General features: G+C 65.4%; 20 protein-coding genes and 1 tRNA gene. 5 read left to right on the top strand and 16 right to left on the bottom strand.

Annotated elements, in window-relative coordinates; genetic code table 11:
- Positions 1-50 precede the first annotated feature (50 nt).
- Together purU and RH857_RS02905 are read right to left on the bottom strand one after the other, a co-directional pair.
- Complete coding sequence (purU, locus tag RH857_RS02910; RefSeq protein WP_310536477.1) at positions 51-926, bottom strand: formyltetrahydrofolate deformylase; 876 nt, start codon at positions 924-926, stop codon at positions 51-53.
- Positions 927-995: 69 nt separating this feature from the next.
- A tRNA-Asn gene (locus RH857_RS02905) sits at positions 996-1067 on the bottom strand.
- Positions 1068-1191: 124 nt separating this feature from the next.
- Between RH857_RS02905 and RH857_RS02900 the strand changes: the two genes are divergently transcribed.
- Positions 1192-1761 carry an LOG family protein gene (locus RH857_RS02900; protein WP_310536476.1) on the top strand — a complete coding sequence of 190 codons (570 nt, stop codon included), beginning with the start codon at positions 1192-1194 and terminating at the stop codon, positions 1759-1761.
- A 140-nt stretch (positions 1762-1901) separates the two neighbouring features.
- On the opposite strand, the gene RH857_RS02895 is transcribed toward RH857_RS02900, so the two are convergent.
- A complete protein-coding gene (locus tag RH857_RS02895; RefSeq protein WP_310536475.1) occupies positions 1902-2612 on the bottom strand; it encodes an SDR family oxidoreductase in 711 nt (236 codons plus the stop codon).
- Between the two features lie 41 nt (positions 2613-2653).
- Here RH857_RS02895 and RH857_RS02890 point away from each other — a divergent pair, with 41 nt between their 5' ends.
- Positions 2654-3427 carry a hypothetical protein gene (locus tag RH857_RS02890; RefSeq protein ID WP_310536474.1) on the top strand — a complete coding sequence of 258 codons (774 nt, stop codon included), beginning with the start codon at positions 2654-2656 and terminating at the stop codon, positions 3425-3427.
- A gap of 11 nt (positions 3428-3438) precedes the next feature.
- The gene (gene menC, locus RH857_RS02885; protein WP_310536473.1) at positions 3439-4572 is read left to right on the top strand and encodes an o-succinylbenzoate synthase; all 1134 of its coding nucleotides are present in this window, start codon (positions 3439-3441) and stop codon (positions 4570-4572) included.
- A gap of 23 nt (positions 4573-4595) precedes the next feature.
- On the opposite strand, the gene RH857_RS02880 is transcribed toward menC, so the two are convergent.
- The 4 genes from RH857_RS02880 to RH857_RS02865 form a co-directional block, all read right to left on the bottom strand.
- Positions 4596-5477, bottom strand: a complete 882-nt coding sequence (locus RH857_RS02880) for an amino acid ABC transporter permease (protein ID WP_310536472.1) — start codon at positions 5475-5477, stop codon at positions 4596-4598.
- Positions 5474-6148: an amino acid ABC transporter permease gene (locus RH857_RS02875; protein ID WP_310536471.1), complete on the bottom strand. Its 675-nt coding sequence runs from the start codon at positions 6146-6148 to the stop codon at positions 5474-5476. Before RH857_RS02875 ends, RH857_RS02880 begins: the two co-directional genes overlap by 4 nt.
- Before the next feature lie 112 nt (positions 6149-6260).
- Positions 6261-7142 carry a glutamate ABC transporter substrate-binding protein gene (locus RH857_RS02870; RefSeq protein WP_310536470.1) on the bottom strand — a complete coding sequence of 294 codons (882 nt, stop codon included), beginning with the start codon at positions 7140-7142 and terminating at the stop codon, positions 6261-6263.
- Positions 7143-7228: 86 nt separating this feature from the next.
- Positions 7229-8014, bottom strand: a complete 786-nt coding sequence (locus tag RH857_RS02865; RefSeq protein ID WP_310536532.1) for an amino acid ABC transporter ATP-binding protein — start codon at positions 8012-8014, stop codon at positions 7229-7231.
- A 144-nt stretch (positions 8015-8158) separates the two neighbouring features.
- Between RH857_RS02865 and dapD the strand changes: the two genes are divergently transcribed.
- Complete coding sequence (gene dapD / locus RH857_RS02860) at positions 8159-9112, top strand: 2,3,4,5-tetrahydropyridine-2,6-dicarboxylate N-succinyltransferase (protein ID WP_310536469.1); 954 nt, start codon at positions 8159-8161, stop codon at positions 9110-9112.
- Positions 9113-9130: 18 nt separating this feature from the next.
- Positions 9131-10237 carry a hypothetical protein gene (locus RH857_RS02855; protein WP_310536468.1) on the top strand — a complete coding sequence of 369 codons (1107 nt, stop codon included), beginning with the start codon at positions 9131-9133 and terminating at the stop codon, positions 10235-10237.
- Between the two features lie 210 nt (positions 10238-10447).
- On the opposite strand, the gene RH857_RS02850 is transcribed toward RH857_RS02855, so the two are convergent.
- From RH857_RS02850 to RH857_RS02810, 9 genes are all read right to left on the bottom strand, one after another.
- Positions 10448-11731 (bottom strand): citrate synthase, encoded by a 1284-nt coding sequence (locus RH857_RS02850; protein ID WP_310536467.1) that lies wholly within the window; start codon positions 11729-11731, stop codon positions 10448-10450.
- A gap of 95 nt (positions 11732-11826) precedes the next feature.
- Entirely contained in the window at positions 11827-12960 is a 1134-nt protein-coding gene (dapC, locus tag RH857_RS02845) for a succinyldiaminopimelate transaminase (protein ID WP_310536466.1), read from the bottom strand.
- A gap of 126 nt (positions 12961-13086) precedes the next feature.
- Positions 13087-13416 carry a ferredoxin gene (gene fdxA, locus RH857_RS02840; protein WP_310536465.1) on the bottom strand — a complete coding sequence of 110 codons (330 nt, stop codon included), beginning with the start codon at positions 13414-13416 and terminating at the stop codon, positions 13087-13089.
- A 29-nt stretch (positions 13417-13445) separates the two neighbouring features.
- The gene (locus RH857_RS02835) at positions 13446-13919 is read right to left on the bottom strand and encodes a hypothetical protein (RefSeq protein ID WP_310536464.1); all 474 of its coding nucleotides are present in this window, start codon (positions 13917-13919) and stop codon (positions 13446-13448) included.
- Between the two features lies 1 nt (position 13920).
- Positions 13921-15840, bottom strand: a complete 1920-nt coding sequence (typA, locus tag RH857_RS02830) for a translational GTPase TypA (protein WP_310536463.1) — start codon at positions 15838-15840, stop codon at positions 13921-13923.
- 163 nt (positions 15841-16003) lie between these two features.
- The gene (locus RH857_RS02825) at positions 16004-17065 is read right to left on the bottom strand and encodes an ABC transporter ATP-binding protein (protein WP_310536462.1); all 1062 of its coding nucleotides are present in this window, start codon (positions 17063-17065) and stop codon (positions 16004-16006) included.
- On the bottom strand, positions 17062-18144 hold the full coding sequence (locus tag RH857_RS02820) for an ABC transporter ATP-binding protein (protein WP_374761108.1): 1083 nt from the start codon (positions 18142-18144) through the stop codon (positions 17062-17064). The genes RH857_RS02825 and RH857_RS02820 overlap by 4 nt, the downstream gene beginning before the upstream one ends.
- Positions 18113-19039 carry an ABC transporter permease gene (locus RH857_RS02815; RefSeq protein ID WP_310536460.1) on the bottom strand — a complete coding sequence of 309 codons (927 nt, stop codon included), beginning with the start codon at positions 19037-19039 and terminating at the stop codon, positions 18113-18115. Before RH857_RS02815 ends, RH857_RS02820 begins: the two co-directional genes overlap by 32 nt.
- The gene (locus tag RH857_RS02810; RefSeq protein ID WP_310536459.1) at positions 19032-19958 is read right to left on the bottom strand and encodes an ABC transporter permease; all 927 of its coding nucleotides are present in this window, start codon (positions 19956-19958) and stop codon (positions 19032-19034) included. Before RH857_RS02810 ends, RH857_RS02815 begins: the two co-directional genes overlap by 8 nt.
- Positions 19959-20041: the final 83 nt, after the last annotated feature.

Here is a 20041-nt window from a genome sequence, read left to right as displayed (position 1 = left end):
CTTTCTGCTGCCAGAACCCGGCATGCCGGTACCGCATCAGCGGCGGCAGCTCAGAACACGATGGTGGAGTTCCCGTGCCGCAGCACTCGATCCTCGCAGTGCCACTTCACCGCACGAGAGAGGACACCGCGCTCCACGTCGGCACCGTAGCGCGTTAGCTGAGCGACGTCGTCGGCGTGGGAGACACGAATCACGTCCTGCTCGATGATTGGGCCTTCGTCCAGATCCTCGGTGACGTAGTGCGCCGTCGCGCCGATGAGCTTCACACCCCGGTCCTTAGCCTTCTGATAGGGGCCGGCGCCGATGAAGGCTGGCAGGAAGCTGTGGTGGATGTTGATCACCGGAGCCCCGACCTGCTCGAGGAAGCCGCTGGAGAGAATCTGCATATAGCGAGCCAGCACAACGAGGTCGACGTTGCCCTGCAGGAGTTCCAGGTGCTTGGCCTCTGCCGCTGCCTTATCGCCGTTGATCACCGGCACGTGGAAGTAGGGGATGCCGAAAGCGCGCACATCATCGGCCAGGTCGGGATGGTTGGAGATCACCATGGTGATGTCCATGGGAATCTCGCCTCGACGGTGGCGCCAGAGAAGGTCCAGCAGGCAGTGATCGGTCTTGGAGGCGAAGATCGCGACTCGCTTGGGACGGCTCACCTCGGTCAGCGACCATTCCATGCCGAACGCGTCGGCAAGCTTCTTCTCAATGGCCTGCTCAACGCGAGGCCTCGCCGCAGCCAGCCCGGGGAGATGGAAGACCGTGCGCTGGAAGAAGCGTCCGCCCTCCACACCAGTGGAGTACTGGTCCAGACTGATGATGTTTCCGCCCAGCTCGGCAATGGTCTGCGTGACCGCGGCGACGATGCCGGGCTGGTCCGGGCAGGAGATGATCAGGCGGGCAATATCGGCGGAAGCGGTGGAGGAAACAGTCACGGTGACTCATCCTAACGAAAGACAGAAGAGGCCCCTGCCGAACGGCAGAGGCCTCTTCATTTTCTTCAGCTCCCCCGGTTGGACTCGAACCAACAACCGCTCGATTAACAGTCGAGTGCTCTGCCATTGAGCTACGGAGGAATGCGACTGAAAGAGTCTAGCAGGAGGATTCCCCGCGTGTGAAATCGGGAGGCCGGACGCCGTCGCCGTACCTGATCTGGCGGGCCAGACCGGGCGAGCTTCCCCCACTCGTAGGATGGTGACCGTGACGAATCTGACGCAGCTGAGCATCTTCACCGGCGGAGCCTCCGGGCATGATCTGACCTACCAGCGTGAGGTGCGGCGCTTCGGGGCAGCGGTAGCCCAGGCCGGGATCGGCATCGTCTACGGCGGCGGCAAGGTGGGCCTGATGGGGCAGGTCGCCGACGCGGCGCTGGAGGCGGGAGGCGAGGTCACCGGCATCATCCCGGAGGTCCTGACTGAGCGTGAGGTCGCGCACCAGGGGCTCACCCATCTGGAGGTGGTGCCGGATATGCACACTCGCAAGGCTCGACTGGGCGAACTCGGCGATGCCTTCGTCACCCTCCCCGGAGGCATGGGAACCCTGGAGGAGCTTTTTGAGGTCTGGACCTGGCAGTACCTGGGGATCTACGCCAAGCCCGTAGCGCTGTACAACACCAAAGGATTCTGGAACCCGCTGCTGAAGATGATCGACCATCAGGTGGCCGAGGGCTTCATCGCCGGTTGGCGCCGCGACGCGCTGGTCATTGCGGACACCCCTGAGGACCTGCTGGATCAGCTGCGGGCCTGGGAGCCTCCGGCCCAGGACCCTTAGAGATCTCTTCCGTTCGGTGATGGATTCCGCCGCTAGTTTCCCTCGAAAGAGCCGAAAACGAGGTAGAAATCCATCACCGAACGAACAGTTCCTCAGCTCAGAGCCGGGCCCGGGGCCGCTAGCGGCCGGTTCAGTCCGCCTCAGCGCTTCTGAGCCACCGGGCGGATGGAGAGCTCCTCAACGGTGGAGGCCGGGTCCATGTCCACAGCGAGGCGGACGGTACGCGCGATGGACTCAGGGCTGACGTAGACGCTGCCGTCATAGGTCTCGGCGCCCATCTGCTGCTGCAGCTGCACCTGCATGTCCGTATCCACCCGCCCAGGGTGAATGGAGGTGACGCGCACCTGTCCGCGCTCCTCCTCCCGAAGGGCGTCGGTGAAGGCACGCAGGGCGAACTTGGTCCCTGAGTACATCGCGGAGTTGATCCGGGAGACATATCCTGAGCCCGAGTTCACAGCAATCACCTGCCCCCGGGCTTCGCGCAGCAGCGGAAGGGTCAGCCGCGTGAGCTCAGCAACGGCGAAGAGGTTCACGGTGAACATCTCCTGCCACTCGTTCGGCTGAGCATCGGCGACCGGGCGCAGCCACGCGACCCCGGCGTTGTGGACCAAGACGTCTAGGCGCTGCAGCTGCAGCTGCTCCAGCGCGGCGGGGATGGCGGGAATGTCACGCAGATCCACCACCAGCGGTGTCGCACTGGGCAGGGACTGCGCCGCGGCTTCAACACGCTCGGGCGAGGTGCCGGCCACAATGATGTGATGGTCTCGGCCGAGGTCCTCGGCGATCGCTCGACCGATGCCGCGGGAGGCGCCGGTCACCAGGGCTGTGGGTTTATCGGTGGGAATACTCACTCTTCCAGACTAGTGACTCCTGCCTTGAGTAACCTAGACCCATGATGAGGCCCTCTGCTGCGAATCGCCCCGCGGCCCGGCTGGAGCTCTCCAGCGGGCTAGTGGTCCGCGAGCTGGTCAATTACGGGGAGTTCAAGCAGGCCTGTCAGCTCTACCGCGGAGTCTTCGGCTACACCGGTGAGGACGAGAGCCTGAATCCCCGCCTGCTGGCTTCCCTGAGCGGGAACTCCGGCTCGGTGGTCGGGGCCGTGGACGTCTCCGGGACAGTGCTGGCCTTCGCCTTCGGATGGACGGCGGTGGACCCGACTCCGGATGATCCCCACACCTATCACTGGTCCCAGGCGGCCGTTGTCAGCTCCGTGCTGCAGGGGCAGGGAGTAGGCCGTTCCCTCAAACAGGTCCAGGCCTCACTGGCCGCCGCCAACGGCGCGCAGCGCATGCGCTGGACCTACGACCCGCTGCTGGCTCGCAACGCGCACTTCAACCTGGACGTCTTGGGTGCCCGGGGTCGCTGGTTCACCCCGGACGCCCAAGGCCTGCCCGGCACCGACCGCATCACGGTGGAATGGCGCTTCGCCGACCCCGTCTCTCAGGACCCACCGCTCTCCCCTCCTTCCCCGGGTGTCGCCGTGGGAGAGATCTCCCGCGAAGGTGACGTCGTCGCACTGGGGGTTCCGGCGGCCAAGCCCGCGGACCCTGATCTGGCCGCCTCGCTCCGCCAGAGCGTGCGTTCCCTCTTTGACGAAGGCTTTGAGGCAGTCTCCTGCCGCCGGGCCGACGCCCATTCCGCCGTCTACACCTTTGAGAAGCCCTAGGAAGAGGCACCATGCGCATTGTTGAGGCCGTGCTCCACGACGTCGAGCTTCCCCTGGTTCATTCCTTCGAAACCAGTTCCCACCGCAAGTCCTCGCTGCGGCACCTTCTGGTGGAGCTCATCGACGACGACGGCGCCGTGGGCTGGGGTGAGATCGCTTCCCCGGCGGGCCCCTACTATGCACCAGAGACCACGACGACGGCGTGGCACGTGGCCACTGAATTCCTGCTGCCGGCCGTGCTCGGCGCCCAGTGGGAGCACCCCGATGAAGTCTCCGCGCTCTTTTCGAAGGTCCGGGGGCACTTCTTCGCGAAGGCCGGAGTCGACATGGCCGCGTGGACGCTGCATTCCCTGAAGTCGGGGGTGCCACTGGGCCGGGCGCTGGGCGGAACTCGGGACTCCGTGGTGGCTGGCGTCTCGTTGGGCATCGAACCCAGCATCGATGAACTCCTGACGCAGGTGCAGAAGCATGTCGACGCTGGATACCCGCGCGTGAAGCTGAAGATCGCACCGATCTCTGGCGCCGGAACGCCGTGGGATGTGGAGCCAGTCCGGGCTGTTCGTCAGGCCTATCCCGAGCTCGACGTCCATGTGGACGCTAACGGTGCCTACCCAGGGGATGTCGCGGCCTTCGATGTCTTCCGCACGCTGGACGAGTACGGCCTGACCATGATCGAACAGCCGTTCGCTCCACGGAACCTGCTGGACTCCGCCCGGCTGCAAGCTCAGCTGCAGACCCCGGTGTGCCTGGACGAATCGGTCGAGACCCTGGATGATCTGCGCACGGCGATCGCGCTGCAGGCCGGCGGGGTGCTGAACATCAAGGTGTCACGCATGGGAGGCCTGACCGCTGCCCGTGAGGCTCATGCTCTGGCGCAGGAGGCCGGCTGGCCCGTGTGGTGCGGCGGTATGCATGAGTTCGGCATCGGACGGTTGGCGAATGTGGCGATCTCCTCGCTGCCCGGGTTCACCCTGCCCTCGGATGTCTCGGCCAGTGCCAAGTACTACGCCGAGGACATCGTCGACCCCGAGGTGACCGCCGAGGCTGGAGTGGTGCAGGTGCCCACTGCGCCCGGGCTGGGCGCGCAGGTGCGTGCTGAGCTCATTGCCCAGCACGCGACCCGCAGCCAGCGGATCAGCGCCTGAGGATACCCGCAGATCGGGCGAGGTTATTTGCCGACGGCGGCCTGGACCACTCCGGGGTTCTCCACCGAGGTTTCGCCCGAGGTTCGGGAACTCAGCCGGGAGGCTAGCTTCTGCGCGAGCCAGGTCAGCGCGAAGTTGAGCAGGATGAAGATCACCGCGGCCACCGTGAGTGCCTGCAGGATGTTGCCGTAGCCGGCACCAAGCTGGTTGGCGTAGCGCAGCAGCTCAGAGAAGCCGATGATGTAACCCAGCGCCGAGTCCTTCAGGATGATCACGAACTGGCTCAGCAGAGAAGGCATCATCGCCACCAGGGCCTGGGGAATCTCCACCAGACGCAGGGACTTCCCTTCGGTCATACCGATGGCATAGGCCGCCTCGCGCTGCCCCTTGGGCAGGCCGCGCACGCCGGAGCGCACCAGCTCTGCGATCACCGATCCGTTGTAGAGGGTCAGGCCGATGATCACTGCCCAGTAGGGCGCGTCCCTGGGGTCCATCCCTGTCTGGGGCACCACGATGCGGGAGAGCATCATGTAGAAGAAGACCATGAGCACCAGCACGGGCACCGCGCGGAAGAACTCCACCACGATGCCGGCCAGCCACCGGACGGGTGCCAGCGGCACCAGGCGCAGGAACCCGAAGACCAAACCGAAGACGGTGGCTGTGACCACCGAGATTGCCGCCGCCTGCAGGGTGAACTGCAGTCCCAGCAGCAGATAGTGCTGCCAAGCCGTGGCGTTGACGGCGTTGAGCCAGCGCTCCGGTGCCAGCTGGCCCTGGTCGTGCAGGCGCCAGAGGACGACCGCGAGCAGGGCCAGCACCACAAGGACGGCCACGATGTTGGCGATGCGGATCCGTGCCTTGGCTTTGGGACCCAGCGCGTCGAAGAGAACTGTCTGTGCGCTCATCGTGCCACCGCCAGTTTGTTGGAGAGATAGGTGGTCAGCAGACCGATCGGGATGACGATGATGCAGAAGCCCAGCGCCACGGTCAGGAAGATGTAGATCATGAGGTTCGGGTTGAACTCCATCATGGAGCGCATCACGGCAGAGATTTCAGTGACTGATGCGGCCGCGGCCACCGTGGTGTTCTTGGTCAGGGAGATGACCGTGTTGCCAATGGGGGTGATGGCCCCGCGCAGCGCCTGCGGGAAGATGACCAGGCGCGCAGCCGGCAGGAAGCTCAGCCCGATGGATCGGGCGGCCTCGGCCTGCCCCACCGGCACGGTGTTGACACCGGAGCGGATAGCCTCGCAGAAGAACGGTGCGTGGTAAAGGGTCAGACCTGCCACGGCGAAGAGGAAGAAGTTGCGGCCGAAGTCCTCGGAAAAGTTGATGTGCAGCTGTCCCCACACCACCAATACGCCCATCACCATGATGACCGTCAGGGGCGTATTGCGGACCACATTGACATAGGCGGCCCCGATCCACTGCAGCGAGGGGACCGGGGAGATCCGGAAGAGCGCCAGCACGGCGCCGATAATGAACGCCAGCACGCAGGAGAGTACGGCCAGGCGGATGTTCATCCAGAAACTTTCGAAGACCGGATAGTCCTCGATCAGGCTCAGCAAGCCTTCCATCAGGTCAGTGCCTCTCGTTGATGCCGGAAGCGGCGGGGTCCGTGACAGGAGGGTGGGCCCGAAGCGCAGTCAGCGCCCCGAGCCCACTCCCCCGCTACTGGGTGTTGGCAGATCAGCTGCAGGTCTCGAGCTCGATGTTGGAGTTGAGCTCTTCGCTAGCGGTGTACTCCACGCCCTCAGTGTTGGCGGCCAGCAGCTCATCGATGGTGCCGTCGTCGAGCAGCGACTGAACGGCCTCGTTGATTTCCTCGCAGAACTCACCGGACTCCGGGGGCAAGCCGATGCCGTAGCGCTCCTCGGAGAAGGGGTTGCCGACCACGCGGAACTGTCCGGCGAACTGATCGGCTGCGGCCAGACCGGCGAGGATGATGTCGTCAGTGGTGACGGCGTCAACCTGACCGGACTCGAGGTAGGTCAGGCACTCGGCGTAGCCGGACTGCTCGACCAGGTTGATACCCTCGCCGTACATCTCACGCACGTTCTCTGCGGGCGTGGAGCCGGTCACGGAGCAGAGGTTGCGGCCGTCGAGGTCCTCAGGACCCTCGATCTCGGTCTCATCTTCGCGCACCAGGATGTCCTGACCGGCCACGAAGTAGGGGCCGGCGAAGTCCACGCGCTCCTTGCGCTCATCGGTGATCGAGTAGGTTGCGAAGATCATGTCGGCCTGGCCGGACTCCAGCAGGTCCTCGCGCTGCGGGGTGGGAGCTTCGATCCACTCGATGTCTTCCTCGGCGTAGCCCAGCTCACCGAGCACGGCGATGGCCACGTCTACGTCGAATCCTTCGGGTGCTTCGTTGCCCTCGCGGAAACCCAGACCCGGCTGGTCGTACTTAATGCCGACGGTGATGGTGTCGCCGCCGGACTCGCCACCGTTGGTGTCCGTGCCGGCGTCAGTCCCGTTGTCGGAGTCCTCTACGTCGGAGGGTGAGCAGGCGGTCAGACCGAGTCCTGCGATAGCAGCGAAGGCCAGAGCCTTGCGGATGGGGTGCGACATTGTTTCTCTCCTTGGTGTTGGGCGAGTGAATAACAGCTGGACGCTGTTGGGGGAAAGCTGTGACCTGCCGCTGTCCTCGGGCAGAGTCAGTGCGCGAGGATCTTGCCGAGGAAGTCCTTGGCGCGGTCAGTGGCGGGGTTCGTGAAGAAGCTCTCGGGCGTGGTGTCCTCGAGGATCTTGCCGTCCGCCATGAACACCAGTCGGTCCCCGGCTTTGCGGGCGAAGCCCATCTCGTGGGTCACCACCACCATGGTCATACCCTCCTTGGCCAGGCCGATCATGACGTCAAGCACCTCCTGGACCATCTCCGGGTCCAGGGCTGAGGTGGGTTCGTCGAAGAGCAGCACCTTAGGCTTCATCGCCAGGGCGCGGGCGATCGCCACGCGCTGCTGCTGGCCACCCGAGAGCTGGGCCGGCATCTTCTTGGCCTGGTGGGCCACGCCCACACGGTCCAGCAGCTCCATGGCCTGCTTCTCGGCCTCTGCCTTCTTCAGGCCACGGACTTTGATGGGGCCGAGCGTGACGTTCTCAAGGATCGACTTGTGGGCAAAGAGGTTGAAGGACTGAAAGACCATCCCCACGTCCGCGCGGAGTCGGGCCAGTGGCTTGCCCTCCAGCGGAAGCGGCTCGCCATCGATCTCGATGTACCCGCCGTCGTCGTCGATGGTCTCAAGCCGGTTGATGGTGCGGCAGAGCGTGGACTTGCCCGAACCGGAGGGGCCAATCACGATGGCTACCTGGCCCTGCGGAATGTCGAGGTTGATGTCAGTCAGGGCTTGGAAGGAGCCGAAGTGCTTGTTGACTGCTTTCAGGCGCACAAGTGGCTTCTGGCCCTGGTGCCCTTCAGCGGCGGCTGCCCCGTCTGAGGGCATACCAACCGAGGCTGCGGTGGGATTCATGCATGTCAGCCTAGGCCCGAGGGGCCCCCTTGTCAGTAGCGTTTTCGCAGAAATTAACGCGATGCGCGGTTTTGTTTACATGCCTGTAACATTTAGGCCGCCGCTAGGATGGTCCCCATGAGTACTGACGCACGCATCGCATCCGGTCACGGTCTCGCCACAGTCACTGCTGAGGGCACAGTTCTGGACACCTGGTTCCCCGCCCCCGTCCTCGCACCCCTGAACGAGAACAACGACGACGCCCTGCTCGCTTCACTGCGCGAGGCGGAGAGCGAGGACGCCGACCGCGGCGTCCGCACACAGGTCGTCTCCGTTGAGGCCGACCTGGACGCCCAGGCCGCCGACACCTCGGATGTGTGGCTGCGTCTGCACCTGCTCTCCCACCGGCTCGTAAAGCCCAACACCATCAACCTCGACGGCATCTTCGGCCACCTCACCAACGTGGTCTGGACCAACTTCGGCCCCTGCGCGCTTGAGGGCTTCGAAACGACGCGGCTGAAACTGCGCTCCCGCGGCCACGTGACCGTCCACAGCATCGATAAGTTCCCCCGCCTGGTGGACTACGTCACGCCCAAGGGCGTGCGCATCGGCGATGCAGACCGCGTCCGCCTGGGCGCCCACCTTGCTGAGGGCACCACCGTGATGCACGAGGGCTTCATCAACTTCAACGCCGGCACCCTGGGCACCTCCATGGTTGAGGGGCGCATCTCCGCCGGCGTCGTCGTCGGAGACGGCACGGATGTGGGCGGAGGCGCCTCCATCATGGGCACTCTCTCCGGCGGCGGCAAGGAGAAGATCACCCTGGGTGAGCGCGTCCTGCTGGGTGCCAACTCAGGTGTGGGCATCTCGCTGGGTGATGACTGCGTGGTGGAGGCGGGCCTGTACCTGACCGCCGGCACCAAGGTCACCGTGCTGGATGCGAACGGCGAGGTCTCCGGGACCGCGAAGGGCAGCGAGCTGTCGGGATCCTCGGGCCTGCTGTTCTTGCGCGACTCCGTCACCGGTCAGGTCCAGGCCCGCCCCCGCCAGGGTCAGAAGGTTGAGCTCAACGCGGCACTGCACGCCAACTGAGACCGGGCCGAACCAGCGATGATCATCCGACGCCGCCAACGCCCCGTCGTTGCCACCCGCACCATGGCCCGCCGCAAGAGGCGGCGCCGGGCTCTGACCGCCTTGGGCGCGGTCTCCGCACTGGTTGCGGGCACCGCCTACGGGGCGTGGCGGTACATCGACGAGAACGAGTATCTCCTCGATGAGCGCTGTGAGGTGAGCATCGGGGGCACCGAACACCGGTTGAGTCCCGAGCAGGCCCACAACGCGGCCACGATCGCCGCCGCGGCCGTAGACCGCGGGCTTCCCCCCGAGGCCGCCGTGCATACCATCGGCATCGCCCTGCAGGAATCCGATCTGGTAGTGCGTGAGTCCGAGGACGAGCGGGACGCCCGCGTGCTCTTCGCCCGCGGCACCCCTTCCTGGTCCGACGGTCCCAACGCCCAGTCCGTGGCGATCTCTCTGGAGGGCTTCTACGACGTGCTGGAGTCCTCCTGGCAGGAAGCGCTGGAGACGGACCAGGACGAAGAGAACGACGACGACGTGGCCAGCGAGGAGGAGGAATCCTCCAAGCCGCCGGCCTGGGATCCCTCCATGGATCTCGAGGAGGCGGCGGAGGCCCTCGGCAGGCCGCAAGACCCCTCGTTCTACCCCCGGCACTATGAGCGGGCCCGTGCCTTCGCCCTGCCGCTGGCCGGCCAGGAGCAGGCCACCATGTTCTGCCGTCTCAGCCAGGACGAGACCAAGGTTCCCGCCCCAAACCCGGAGGGGGTCTCCGACGAGATCGCCGCGATGCTCCCCCACGCCCTCCAGATGCCCTTCACCGAGCCGGAGGAAGGCGAGGAGTCTGAGGAAGAGAGCTCCGAGTCGGAGGAGTTCGCGCCCGAGCCCATCACCGATGGCATCATCACCGTCGAGGGCGAGGGTTCAGAGGCGGTCATGACCATCGCAGTGCCCGAACGCGACGGGGAGTATGACTACCTCTGGATGCTCGGCCACTGGTCCGTGGCCACGGCCTACGACTACGGCATCGAGTCCGTGCTGGCCGGCCCGTACCGCTGGGAGCGCGACAGCGGCCTGTGGGTACGCGGCCAGGGCCACAGCGACGACGCAGTGGTCCTGCGGTTCGGCCCAGACGAGGACTGACCCCTACGGTTCGGGTTGCTCGCCCCCTGCGCCCGAGCCGCCCGAACCCTCCTGCGCACAAACCGTTCGGTGTCGGATTGTGACGACATTCTGACCCCCAGACCGCCCGAACTCCGGTCAGAATCCATCACCGAACGGGAACTTCCCCTATAGAACGCAGCAGCGCCCCGGCCGTGACGGCCGGGGCGCTGCTGCTATAAGGGGGGGGTCTTACTTCACCGGGTAGTCGCGCAGAGCCTCGCCGGTGTAGATCTGGCGAGGACGGCCGATCTTGGTGGTGCGGTCGCTCATCATTTCGCGCCACTGGGCGATCCAGCCGGGCAGACGGCCCAGAGCGAAGAGGACGGTGAACATCTTCTCCGGGAAGCCCATGGCCTTGTAGATGAGGCCGGTGTAGAAGTCGACGTTCGGGTAGAGCTTGCGCTCCACGAAGTAGTCGTCCTCCAGGGCCACGGTCTCCAGGCGCTGTGCGATGTCGAAGAGCTCGTCGTCGCCGCCGAGCTTGACCAGCAGATCGTCGGCCAGCCCCTTGACGATGCGAGCACGGGGATCGTAGTTCTTGTAGACGCGGTGACCGAAGCCCATCAGGCGGATGCCGGCTTCCTTGTTCTTCACCTTGTTCATGAAGTCCTCGGGGCTGATGCCCTCGGCCTGGATCTCCTTGAGCATCTTCAGCACAGCCTCGTTGGCGCCGCCGTGAGCGGGGCCGAAGAGCGCGTTGATGCCGGCGGAGACGGAGGCAAACAGGTTTGCCTGGGCGGAGCCCACAAGACGCACCGTGGAGGTGGAGCAGTTCTGCTCGTGGTCAGCGTGGAGGATCAGCAGCGTGTCCAGGGCCTTGGCCACGTCGGGGTCCACCTCGTAGTGCTCGGCAGGCACGCCGAAGCAGCCGCGCAGGAAGTTCTCTGCGAGGTCGAGGTTGTTGTCCGGGTAGAGCATCGGCTGACCGATGGACTTCTTATAGGCGTAGGCCGCGATGGTGGGCAGCTTGGCCAGCAGGCGCCAGGTGGAGCGCTCGACCTGCTCCTCATCGAACGGGTCCAGGGAGTCCTGATAGAACGTCGACAGGGCGGAGACCGCGGAGGAGAGCACCGGCATGGGGTGCGCGTCGCGGGGGAAACCCGAGAAGAAATCCTTCAGATCCTCGTGCAGCAGGGTGTGGCGACGCGTGGTGGCGTCGAACTCTGCCAGCTGCTCCGGGGTCGGCAGCTCGCCGTAGATCAGCAGATAGGAGACCTCAAGGAAGTTCGAGTTCTCTGCGAGCTGCTCGATCGGGTACCCGCGGTAGCGAAGGATGCCCTCGTTGCCGTCGATGTAGGTGATCGCCGATTTGGTGTTGGCGGTGTTCATGAAGCCGGGGTCATAGGTGACGGCCCCGGTGGTCTTCAGCAGAGGACCGATGTTGAGGCCATCATTGCCCTCAACGGCGGTCTCCACAGGGAGCTCCAGGTCCTGTCCCTGATAGCTCAGGCGGGCCGAAGTCTGCTCGGTCATTGCGGTCTCCTTCATCAGACACAGTCAAGTGACAACAGTGAACAACCTACCTTGTGTGAGCGATCACAGGAAAGTTCGTGACGGAACCGGCCGGTTCAGGCAGTCAACCGTTCGGCGGCCGCTGAGATCCGTTCGTCAGTGGCCGTCAGCGCGACCCGGATATAGCCGGAGCCCGCTTCGCCGTAGAAGACGCCGGGCCCCACAAGGATCCCCCGCTCAGCCATGTGCCGGACCATCTGCCAGGTGTCTGCGCTCTCAGGGGCCGCGGGCTGGGAGAAGCGCCCGCTACGGTCGGTGGTCCACAAGTAGAGGCCCGCAGCGGAGTGCTCCACTGTGAAGCCTGCCTCTTCCAGAGCCGGCTTCAGGATCGCACGACGACGCCGGTACAGCTCCCGCTGGGCCTCGACGTGGGCGTCGTCGTCCATCGCGGCCTGCAGGGCCGCCTGCACGGGCATCGGCATGATCATCCCCGCGTGCTTGCGGGTGTTCAGCAATCCCGCGATAAGCCGCGGGCAGCCCGCGGTGAAGGCAGCCCGGTACCCGGCCAGATTCGACTGCTTGGACACGGAGTAGACCGCCAGCAACCCCTTGTGAGAATCACCCGATACGCGGGGGTCCAGGATCGAGGGAGCCTCGTCCACGTCCCAGGGCAGCTCGGCGTAGCACTCGTCGCTGGCGACGACGGCGCCGATGCGGCGGGCCAGGGCGACGACCTCGCGCATGTGCTCGACCGAGTCGACCCTGCCGGTGGGATTGCCGGGAGAGTTCAGCCAGATGAGCTTCACCCGGGCCAGGACCGACTCATCGAGTTCCATCGGGTCGTCAGTAGCCACCGCCTGGGCACCGGCGATCTGGGCACCGATGTCATAAGTGGGGTAGGCGACACGGGGACGCAGGACGACGTCGTCGCGCGTCAGCCCCAGCAGTGTGGGCAGCCAGGCGACGAACTCTTTGGAACCCACGGTCGGGAGGATATGGGCCGGATCCAGTCCCTGAACGCCGCGGCGCCGGGCGAACCATCCGGCGATCGCCTCGCGCAGCGCCGGCGTGCCGTGTGTTGTGGGGTAACCGGGTGCGTCGGCCGACTGCGCCAAGGCCTGCTGAATAACCTGCGGCGTGGGGTCCACCGGCGTGCCGATCGAGAGGTTGACCAGCCCGTCCGGATGGGCGGAGGCCAGCTCGCGGTAGGACGCCATGGCGTCCCAGGGATAGTCCGGCAGGGTCAGCACAGCTGCACGCTCCTCAACGTTCGGGGATGGAATTCTGCAGCACTTTCCCTGCTCAGCGCCCCGAAATGCCGCGGAAATCCATCACCGAACAGAGCAGCGGGGCGGGAAAGGGAACTTGGCCGTGGCCTAGTGTTCGTCGTGCTCCTGGGGTGGCAGCGCGGCGACGACCTCGTGGTCCTTCTCGATCTTGCCGAGCTTGGCGGCACCGCCGGGCGAACCGATGTCGTCGAAGAACTCGACGTTGGCTCGGTAGTACTCGCTCCACTCCTCGGGCAGGTCATCTTCGTAATAGATGGCCTCCACCGGGCAGACCGGCTCGCAGGCACCGCAGTCCACGCACTCGTCCGGGTGGATGTAGAGAGAGCGTTCGCCCTCGTAGATGCAGTCCACCGGGCACTCGTCGATGCAGGCCTTGTCCTTGAGGTCCACACAGGGCAGTGCGATGACGTAGGTCATAAGTGTCGAAGTCTCCTTCAGCGGGTGCGTCAGCTTCCCAGTCTACTGCCACCCGGGGGTGGCTGCCTCGGCCGGAGCCCTTGCGCCCGGCGGTAGGCGTCTCGGGCAAGGATCCACTTCACCAGGACCATGGCCAGCAGCGTCACGCCTGCACTGCCGAGCCACCAGAGCCCGGAGGCGATGACCGGACCGGGGACCAGCTCATAGGCCTGCGGACTGTAGGGCACCATCAGCTGGTCCGGGCCGGGCCACCCGTAGGCGATGGAGGCGACCGTGAAGGTCGAGGCCCCCATGACGAGGGTCTCCGTGAGCCGGCCGGCCGTGAGTCCTGCCCAGATCTGCGCCATGAGCGCGATCAGCAAAGCAAGCGCTGCACCCCAGGGCAGCACCAGACCCGTCTGGGTTCCCCCGATGATCCACAGGTTCCCATGGATCAGGGTGCCCAGCGCGCCCCAGATGAGGCCAGTGGCGAAGCAGATTCCGAGCAGCACCGGTCGGGCCATATTAGGCGTTGGCGCTCTTCTTCTTACGGGATTCCTTGAGCCGGTCGGAGGCGTTGAGAATCACCTTGCGGATGCGGATGGCCTCCGGGGTGACCTCCACGCACTCGTCGTCGTTGGCGAACTCCAGGGACTCCTCCAGCGTGAGCTTGGTGGGCGGGGTGAGGCCCTCGAAGCTATCGGCGGAGGCAGCTCGCATATTGGTGAGCTTCTTCTCCTTGGTGATGTTGACCTCCATGTCATCGGCACGCGAGTTCTCGCCGACGACCTGGCCCTCGTAGACCTCCGACTGGGGCTCCACGAAGAAGGTGCCGCGCTCCTGGAGGTTGATCATCGCGAACGGAGTGGCAGTGCCCGCCCGGTCAGCCACGAGCGAGCCCGAGGTCCGGTACTCGATGGCACCCTTCCAGGGCTCGTAGCCGGCCGCGTAGGAGGAGGCGATGCCGGCGCCGCGGGTCTCGGTGAGGAACTTGGTGCGGAAACCGATCAGACCACGGGCGGGAACCGTGAACTCCATGCGGATCCAGCCGGTGCCGTTGTTGGTCATGCTCGTCATGGTGCCCTTGCGTGCGGCCAGGAGCTGGGTGATGGCGCCCATGAACTCCTCAGGGGCGTCGATGGTCATGGCCTCCATGGGCTCATGCAGCTTGCCGTCGACCTCCTTGGTGACCACCTGAGGCTTGCCCACGGTCAGCTCGAAGCCTTCGCGGCGCATCTGCTCCACGAGGATCGCGAGGGCGAGCTCGCCTCGGCCCTGAACCTCCCACATATCGGGACGCTCGGTGGGCAGCACCTTCAGGGAGACGTTACCGATGAGCTCCTGGTCCAGCCGGTCCTTGACCTGGCGGGCGGTGACTTTGGCTCCCTTGACTCGGCCGGCCATGGGCGAGGTGTTGATACCGATGGTCATGGAGATCGCGGGATCGTCCACGGTGATGACCGGCAGCGGCTTGGGGTTGTCGATGTCGGTGAGAGTCTCGCCGATCATGATGTCGGAGATACCGGCGACGGCGACGATCTCACCGGGACCGGCGGACTCCGCCGGCACACGCTCCAGGCCCTTGGTGGCCAGCAGCTCGGTGATCTTCACCGACTTCACGGAACCGTCCTTGCGCGCCCAGGCAACCTGCTGGTTCTTGCGCAGGGTGCCGTTGAAGATGCGCAGCAGTGCCAGACGCCCGAGGAAGGGGGATGCGTCGAGGTTGGTGACGTGGGCCTGGAGAACCTCGTCGTCGTCGTACTGGGGAGCGGGGACGTGCTCAAGGATGGTCTCGAACAGGGGCTCGAGGTCCTCGTTCTCGGGCAGACCGCCGTCAGCGGGCTGCTCCTTGGAGGCGCGGCCGGCCTTGCCGGAGGCGAAGACCACCGGCAGGTCCAGCACTGCGTCGACGTCGAGCTCGGGGTTCTCCTCGGCCACGTCGGAGGCCAGACCCAGCAGCAGGTCCATGGTGTCGGAGATGACGCCGTCGATGCGGGCGTCGGGACGGTCGGTCTTGTTGACCACCAGGATCACCGGCAGGGAGGCCTGAAGGGCCTTGCGCAGCACGAAGCGGGTCTGGGGCAGGGGGCCCTCGGAGGCGTCCACGAGCAGGACGACGCCGTCCACCATGGACAGACCGCGCTCCACCTCGCCGCCGAAGTCGGCGTGGCCGGGGGTGTCGATCACGTTGATGGTCACCTGGTCAGTGCCAGCGTGAGCCTGTGCCGAGGGGCCGGAGTAGAACACGGTGGTGTTCTTGGCCAGGATGGTGATGCCCTTTTCCTTCTCGAGGTCACCGGAGTCCATGACGCGGTCCTCGAGGTCGCCGTGACCGCCGACCGCTTTGGTCTGACGGAGCATGGCGTCGACCAGAGTGGTCTTGCCGTGGTCGACGTGGGCGACGATCGCGACATTGCGCAGATCATTGCGAGTGGTGATGCTCATGAAGAGAAGGGGCCTTCCGAAAGATGCGAAACGTGTGCGCGGTCTAAGGGCGCACCCGTCTTAGTGTACGTGCCTTCCCGCGCCTGTCCTGCCGCCGGGGCAACACCGGGACAGGCGCGGGAGGAACGTGCAGCACCGAAAGGGCCGCTATCAGGCCCGTGACCTAAGAGGCGTCCTCGGTGGCCGCGACCGCCTCGTTCTGGTCCGCGTAGTGGCACGCGGCTTGCTGGGTGATGCCCGGGCGCACGATGAGCTGCGGCGTCTTCTCCGCGCACAGGTCCGTGGCCTTCCAGCAGCGGGTGCGGAAACGGCAGCCCGACGGCGGATCCGCGGGGTTGGGCGGATCACCCTGTAGCACGATCTGCTCGCGGCTTCCCCGCAGCGTGGGATCCGGCACCGGCACCGCAGACAGCAGCGCCTGGGTGTACGGGTGGGCAGGAGCGGAGTAGATCTCCTCCTCCCTGCCCAGCTCCATGAGCCGGCCCAGGTACATCACACCCACCCGGTCGGAGATGTGCCGCACCACCGAGAGGTCGTGGGCGATGAAGATGTAGCTCAGGCCCAGTTCCTTCTGCAGATCCTCCAGCAGGTTCATGACCTGGGCCTGCACGGAGACGTCCAAGGCAGAGACCGGCTCGTCGCAGATGATCACATCGGGGTTCAGGGCAAGGCCCCGGGCGATGCCGATGCGCTGGCGCTGACCGCCGGAGAACTGGTGGGGATAGCGGTTGATGTGGTCGGGGTTGAGGCCGACCAGCTCCAGCAGCTCCTTCACCCGGTTCCGGATGCCCTGGGCGGGCTTCACGTCCTTGTGCAGGCGGTAGGGCTCACCGATGATGTCGCCCACCGACATGCGCGGGTTCAGCGACGTGTAGGGGTCCTGGAAGATGATCTGGATCTTCCGGCGCAGACGGCGCAGCTCCTCGCCCCGGGGCTTGAGGAAGTCCTGGCCTTGGAACTCGATCGATCCGGAGTCCGGCTCCTCCAGGCGCATCAGCAGCTTGGCCAGGGTGGACTTGCCGGACCCGGACTCGCCCACGATGCCCAGGGTCTCGCCCTTGCGCAGCTGGAAGCTGACGCCGTCCACCGCCTGGACGGCACCCACCTTCTTCTGGAAGACGATGCCCTGAGTCAGGGGGTAGTGCTTGACGAGGTCCTTCACCTCGAGGACGACCTCGGAGTCGGCGAAGGGATCGGTCGGAACGGGATGGGGATTGAAGCTCATGCTCGGGCCTCCTCTGTGCCCTCGGCGCTCATCGCGTAGATCTTCTCCGCATAGTGGCAGGCGGAGCGGTGGCCGGGGACAATCTCCCGCAGCGCCGGACGCTCCTGCACGCACCGGTCCGTTGCGAACTCGCAGCGGGGGCTGAAGGGGCACCCCGGAGGCATGTTGGTCAGCGCGGGAGGCAGGCCCGGAATGGCCTTGAGCCTCTCACCCTGCCCGTCGATGCGCGGGATCGAGTCCAGCAGACCCTTGGTGTAGGGGTTGGCGGTCTTCGCATAGATCTCGAAGACGTCGGCCGACTCCATCACTCGCCCGGCGTACATCACCGCGATCTTGTCCGCGACGTCGGCGACCACCCCCAGATCATGAGTGATGAGGATCAGGCCCATGTTGTACTCGGCCTGAAGCTCCTTGAGCAGTCGCATCACCTGCGCCTGGACGGTCACGTCCAGCGCGGTAGTGGGCTCATCGGCGATGAGCACATCGGGATCCAGCGCAATCGCCATGGCGATCATGATGCGCTGACGCATGCCGCCGGAGAACTGGTGGGGGAAGTCCCAGACCCGCTTCTCGGCGGCCGGAATGCCGACCTTCTGCATCAGCTCTACGGCCTTAGCCCGGGCCTGCTTGCGCTTGTACCCCTGGTGCACGCGGAACATCTCCGCGATCTGCCAGCCGACTGGCAGCACCGGGTTCAGGCTGGAGAGCGCGTCCTGGAAGATCATGGAGATATTCATGCCGCGCAGCTTGCGCCGCTTGGACTCCGGCATGGTGAGCAGGTCCTCACCGCGGTAGAGGATCTCGCCTCCGGCGATGTGCCCGGGGGGCATGTCCAGGATGCCCATGATCGTCTGGGCGGTCACCGATTTGCCCGAGCCGGACTCGCCGAGGATCGCCAGGGTCTCCCCCGCGTGCAGGGTGAAGTTCATGCCGTTGATGGCTTGGGCCACACCGGCTTTGGAGCGGAACTCCACCTGCAGGTCACGGACTTCCAGCAGCGGGGTCTCCGCCGTCGTCGTCGTAGTGTCAGTCACTGTGGCGGCCTCTTTACTTCTTCTTGGACTTCGGGTCGAGGGCATCGCGCACGGCGTCGCCGAGGGTCATGAAGGCGAAGACTGTCACCGACACGAAGATCAGCGGGAACACCAGCAGATGCGGGAAGGACGTCAGGTAGCCCTTGGCGTCTGAGAGCTGCAGCCCCCATGAGATGGCCGGCAGCTGCAGCCCCACGCCCAGGTACGTCAGGGTCGCCTCGGCGCCGATGACGATTCCGGTGAACACCGTGGCGTAGCCGATGACCGGGCCCAGGGAGTTGGGCAGGATGTGCCGGCGCATGATGGTGACGTGCCCGGCGCCCAGCGCGCGGGCCGCGGTGACGTACTCGGTGTTGACCACGGAGATGACGGAGCTGCGCATGAGGCGAGTCATGGTGGGCCACATGAAGATGATCAGCACGAACGCGACTTCTCGGACGCCGCGGGTGGAGATCACGTTGAGGAAGACCAGGGCACCCAGGATGAAGGGCACGGCGAAGACCATATCGGTGACTCGCGAAATGATGCTGTCGATCCAGGAGCCGAAGTAGCCGGCCGTCAGGCCCAGCACGATCGAGATCAGCAGCACGCCCAGGCTCACGATGAAGCCGACGGCGATGGAGCTGCGGGCACCGTAGATGATGCGGGAGTAGTAGTCGCAGCCCTGGATGTCCGTGCCGAACCAGTGCTCGGCCGAGGGGGTCTGACGGTTGCGGGAGAGGAAGCACTCCCGGGGGTCATAGGTCGCGAAGAGCTGCGGGAACAGCGCCATGGCCAGCATGAGCAGCAGCAGGGTTCCCGAGATCAGGAACCAGGGATTCTTGCGCAGGGAACGCCAGGCGTCAGCCCAGAGGCTGGCTTCAGCGGCCTGGTTCTCCTCCGTCCCGTCGCTGACGGAGGTGGAGACCGGCGTGGTGCGGGCTTCGGGGAGATTACTCATAGCGGATCCTTGGGTCGAGCAGGCCGTAGAGCAGGTCAACGACCAGGTTGATCGCGACGAAGAAGATCACCATCAACGTGACGATTCCGACGACGACGGTTCCCTCCTGGGCTCCGATGGAGCGGTAGACCTGCTCACCGAGGCCGGGAAGATTGAAGATCGACTCCACAACGATGGAGCCGCCGAGCATCGAGGCCAGGTCTGCACCGATGAAGGTGACCACCGGGATCATGGCGTTGCGCAGACCGTGCCGTCCGATGACGCGGGTACGGGTGAGCCCCTTGGCGGTAGCCGTGCGCACATAGTCCGATTGCATGGCGTCGACCAGCTCTCCGCGCAGCAGGCGCGCGATGATGCCGGTGGAGACCGAGGCCAGCGTGAAGCCCGGGAGGATGTAGCTCATGAGGCCGTCTCCGGCGCCCGCGATGGGCAACCAGCCCAGGTTCAGGCCGAAGACCAGCTGCAGCAGGAAGCCGATGGCGATGATCGGCAGGGCCACCATCATCACGGTGCTGACCTGAACCAGACGGTCGATGAACCGGTCCTTGTAGATGGCGCAGAGGATGCCGGCGATGATGCCGAAGATGGACTGGATGGCCGTGGCGACCAGCGCGAGCGTCACTGTAACCGGCAGACGCTGCTGGATGATGTCCAGCACGGGACGGCCCTGGAAGGTGGTGCCGAAGTCTGCGGCGGTGAAGACACCCCAGATGTATTTGAAGTACTGGACGAAGAAGGGGTCATCGAGGTTGTACTGCTGCCTGAGCTGCTCCTGGACCGCCTCGGGCATCGCACGATCGCCGGCCAGAGCACGGATAGGGTCACCAGGAATGGCGAACACCAGCGCGTAGACGATCAGCGTGGAGATGAGGATGACGGGAACAAACTGCAGCAGACGCCGAATGATGTAGCGAGTCATTGGTGTCCTTGGGTGGGCGCGTAACAGATCACATAGTAGGTGGGGCACACACAGGGACGCGACCCGACTGGCAAATGCCGGTG

Source organism: Nesterenkonia flava (assembly GCF_031432335.1).
Taxonomy (GTDB): domain Bacteria; phylum Actinomycetota; class Actinomycetes; order Actinomycetales; family Micrococcaceae; genus Nesterenkonia; species Nesterenkonia flava.
The sequence above is the reverse complement of the archived record's forward strand: the minus strand, read 5'-3'. Positions and strand labels throughout refer to the sequence as shown.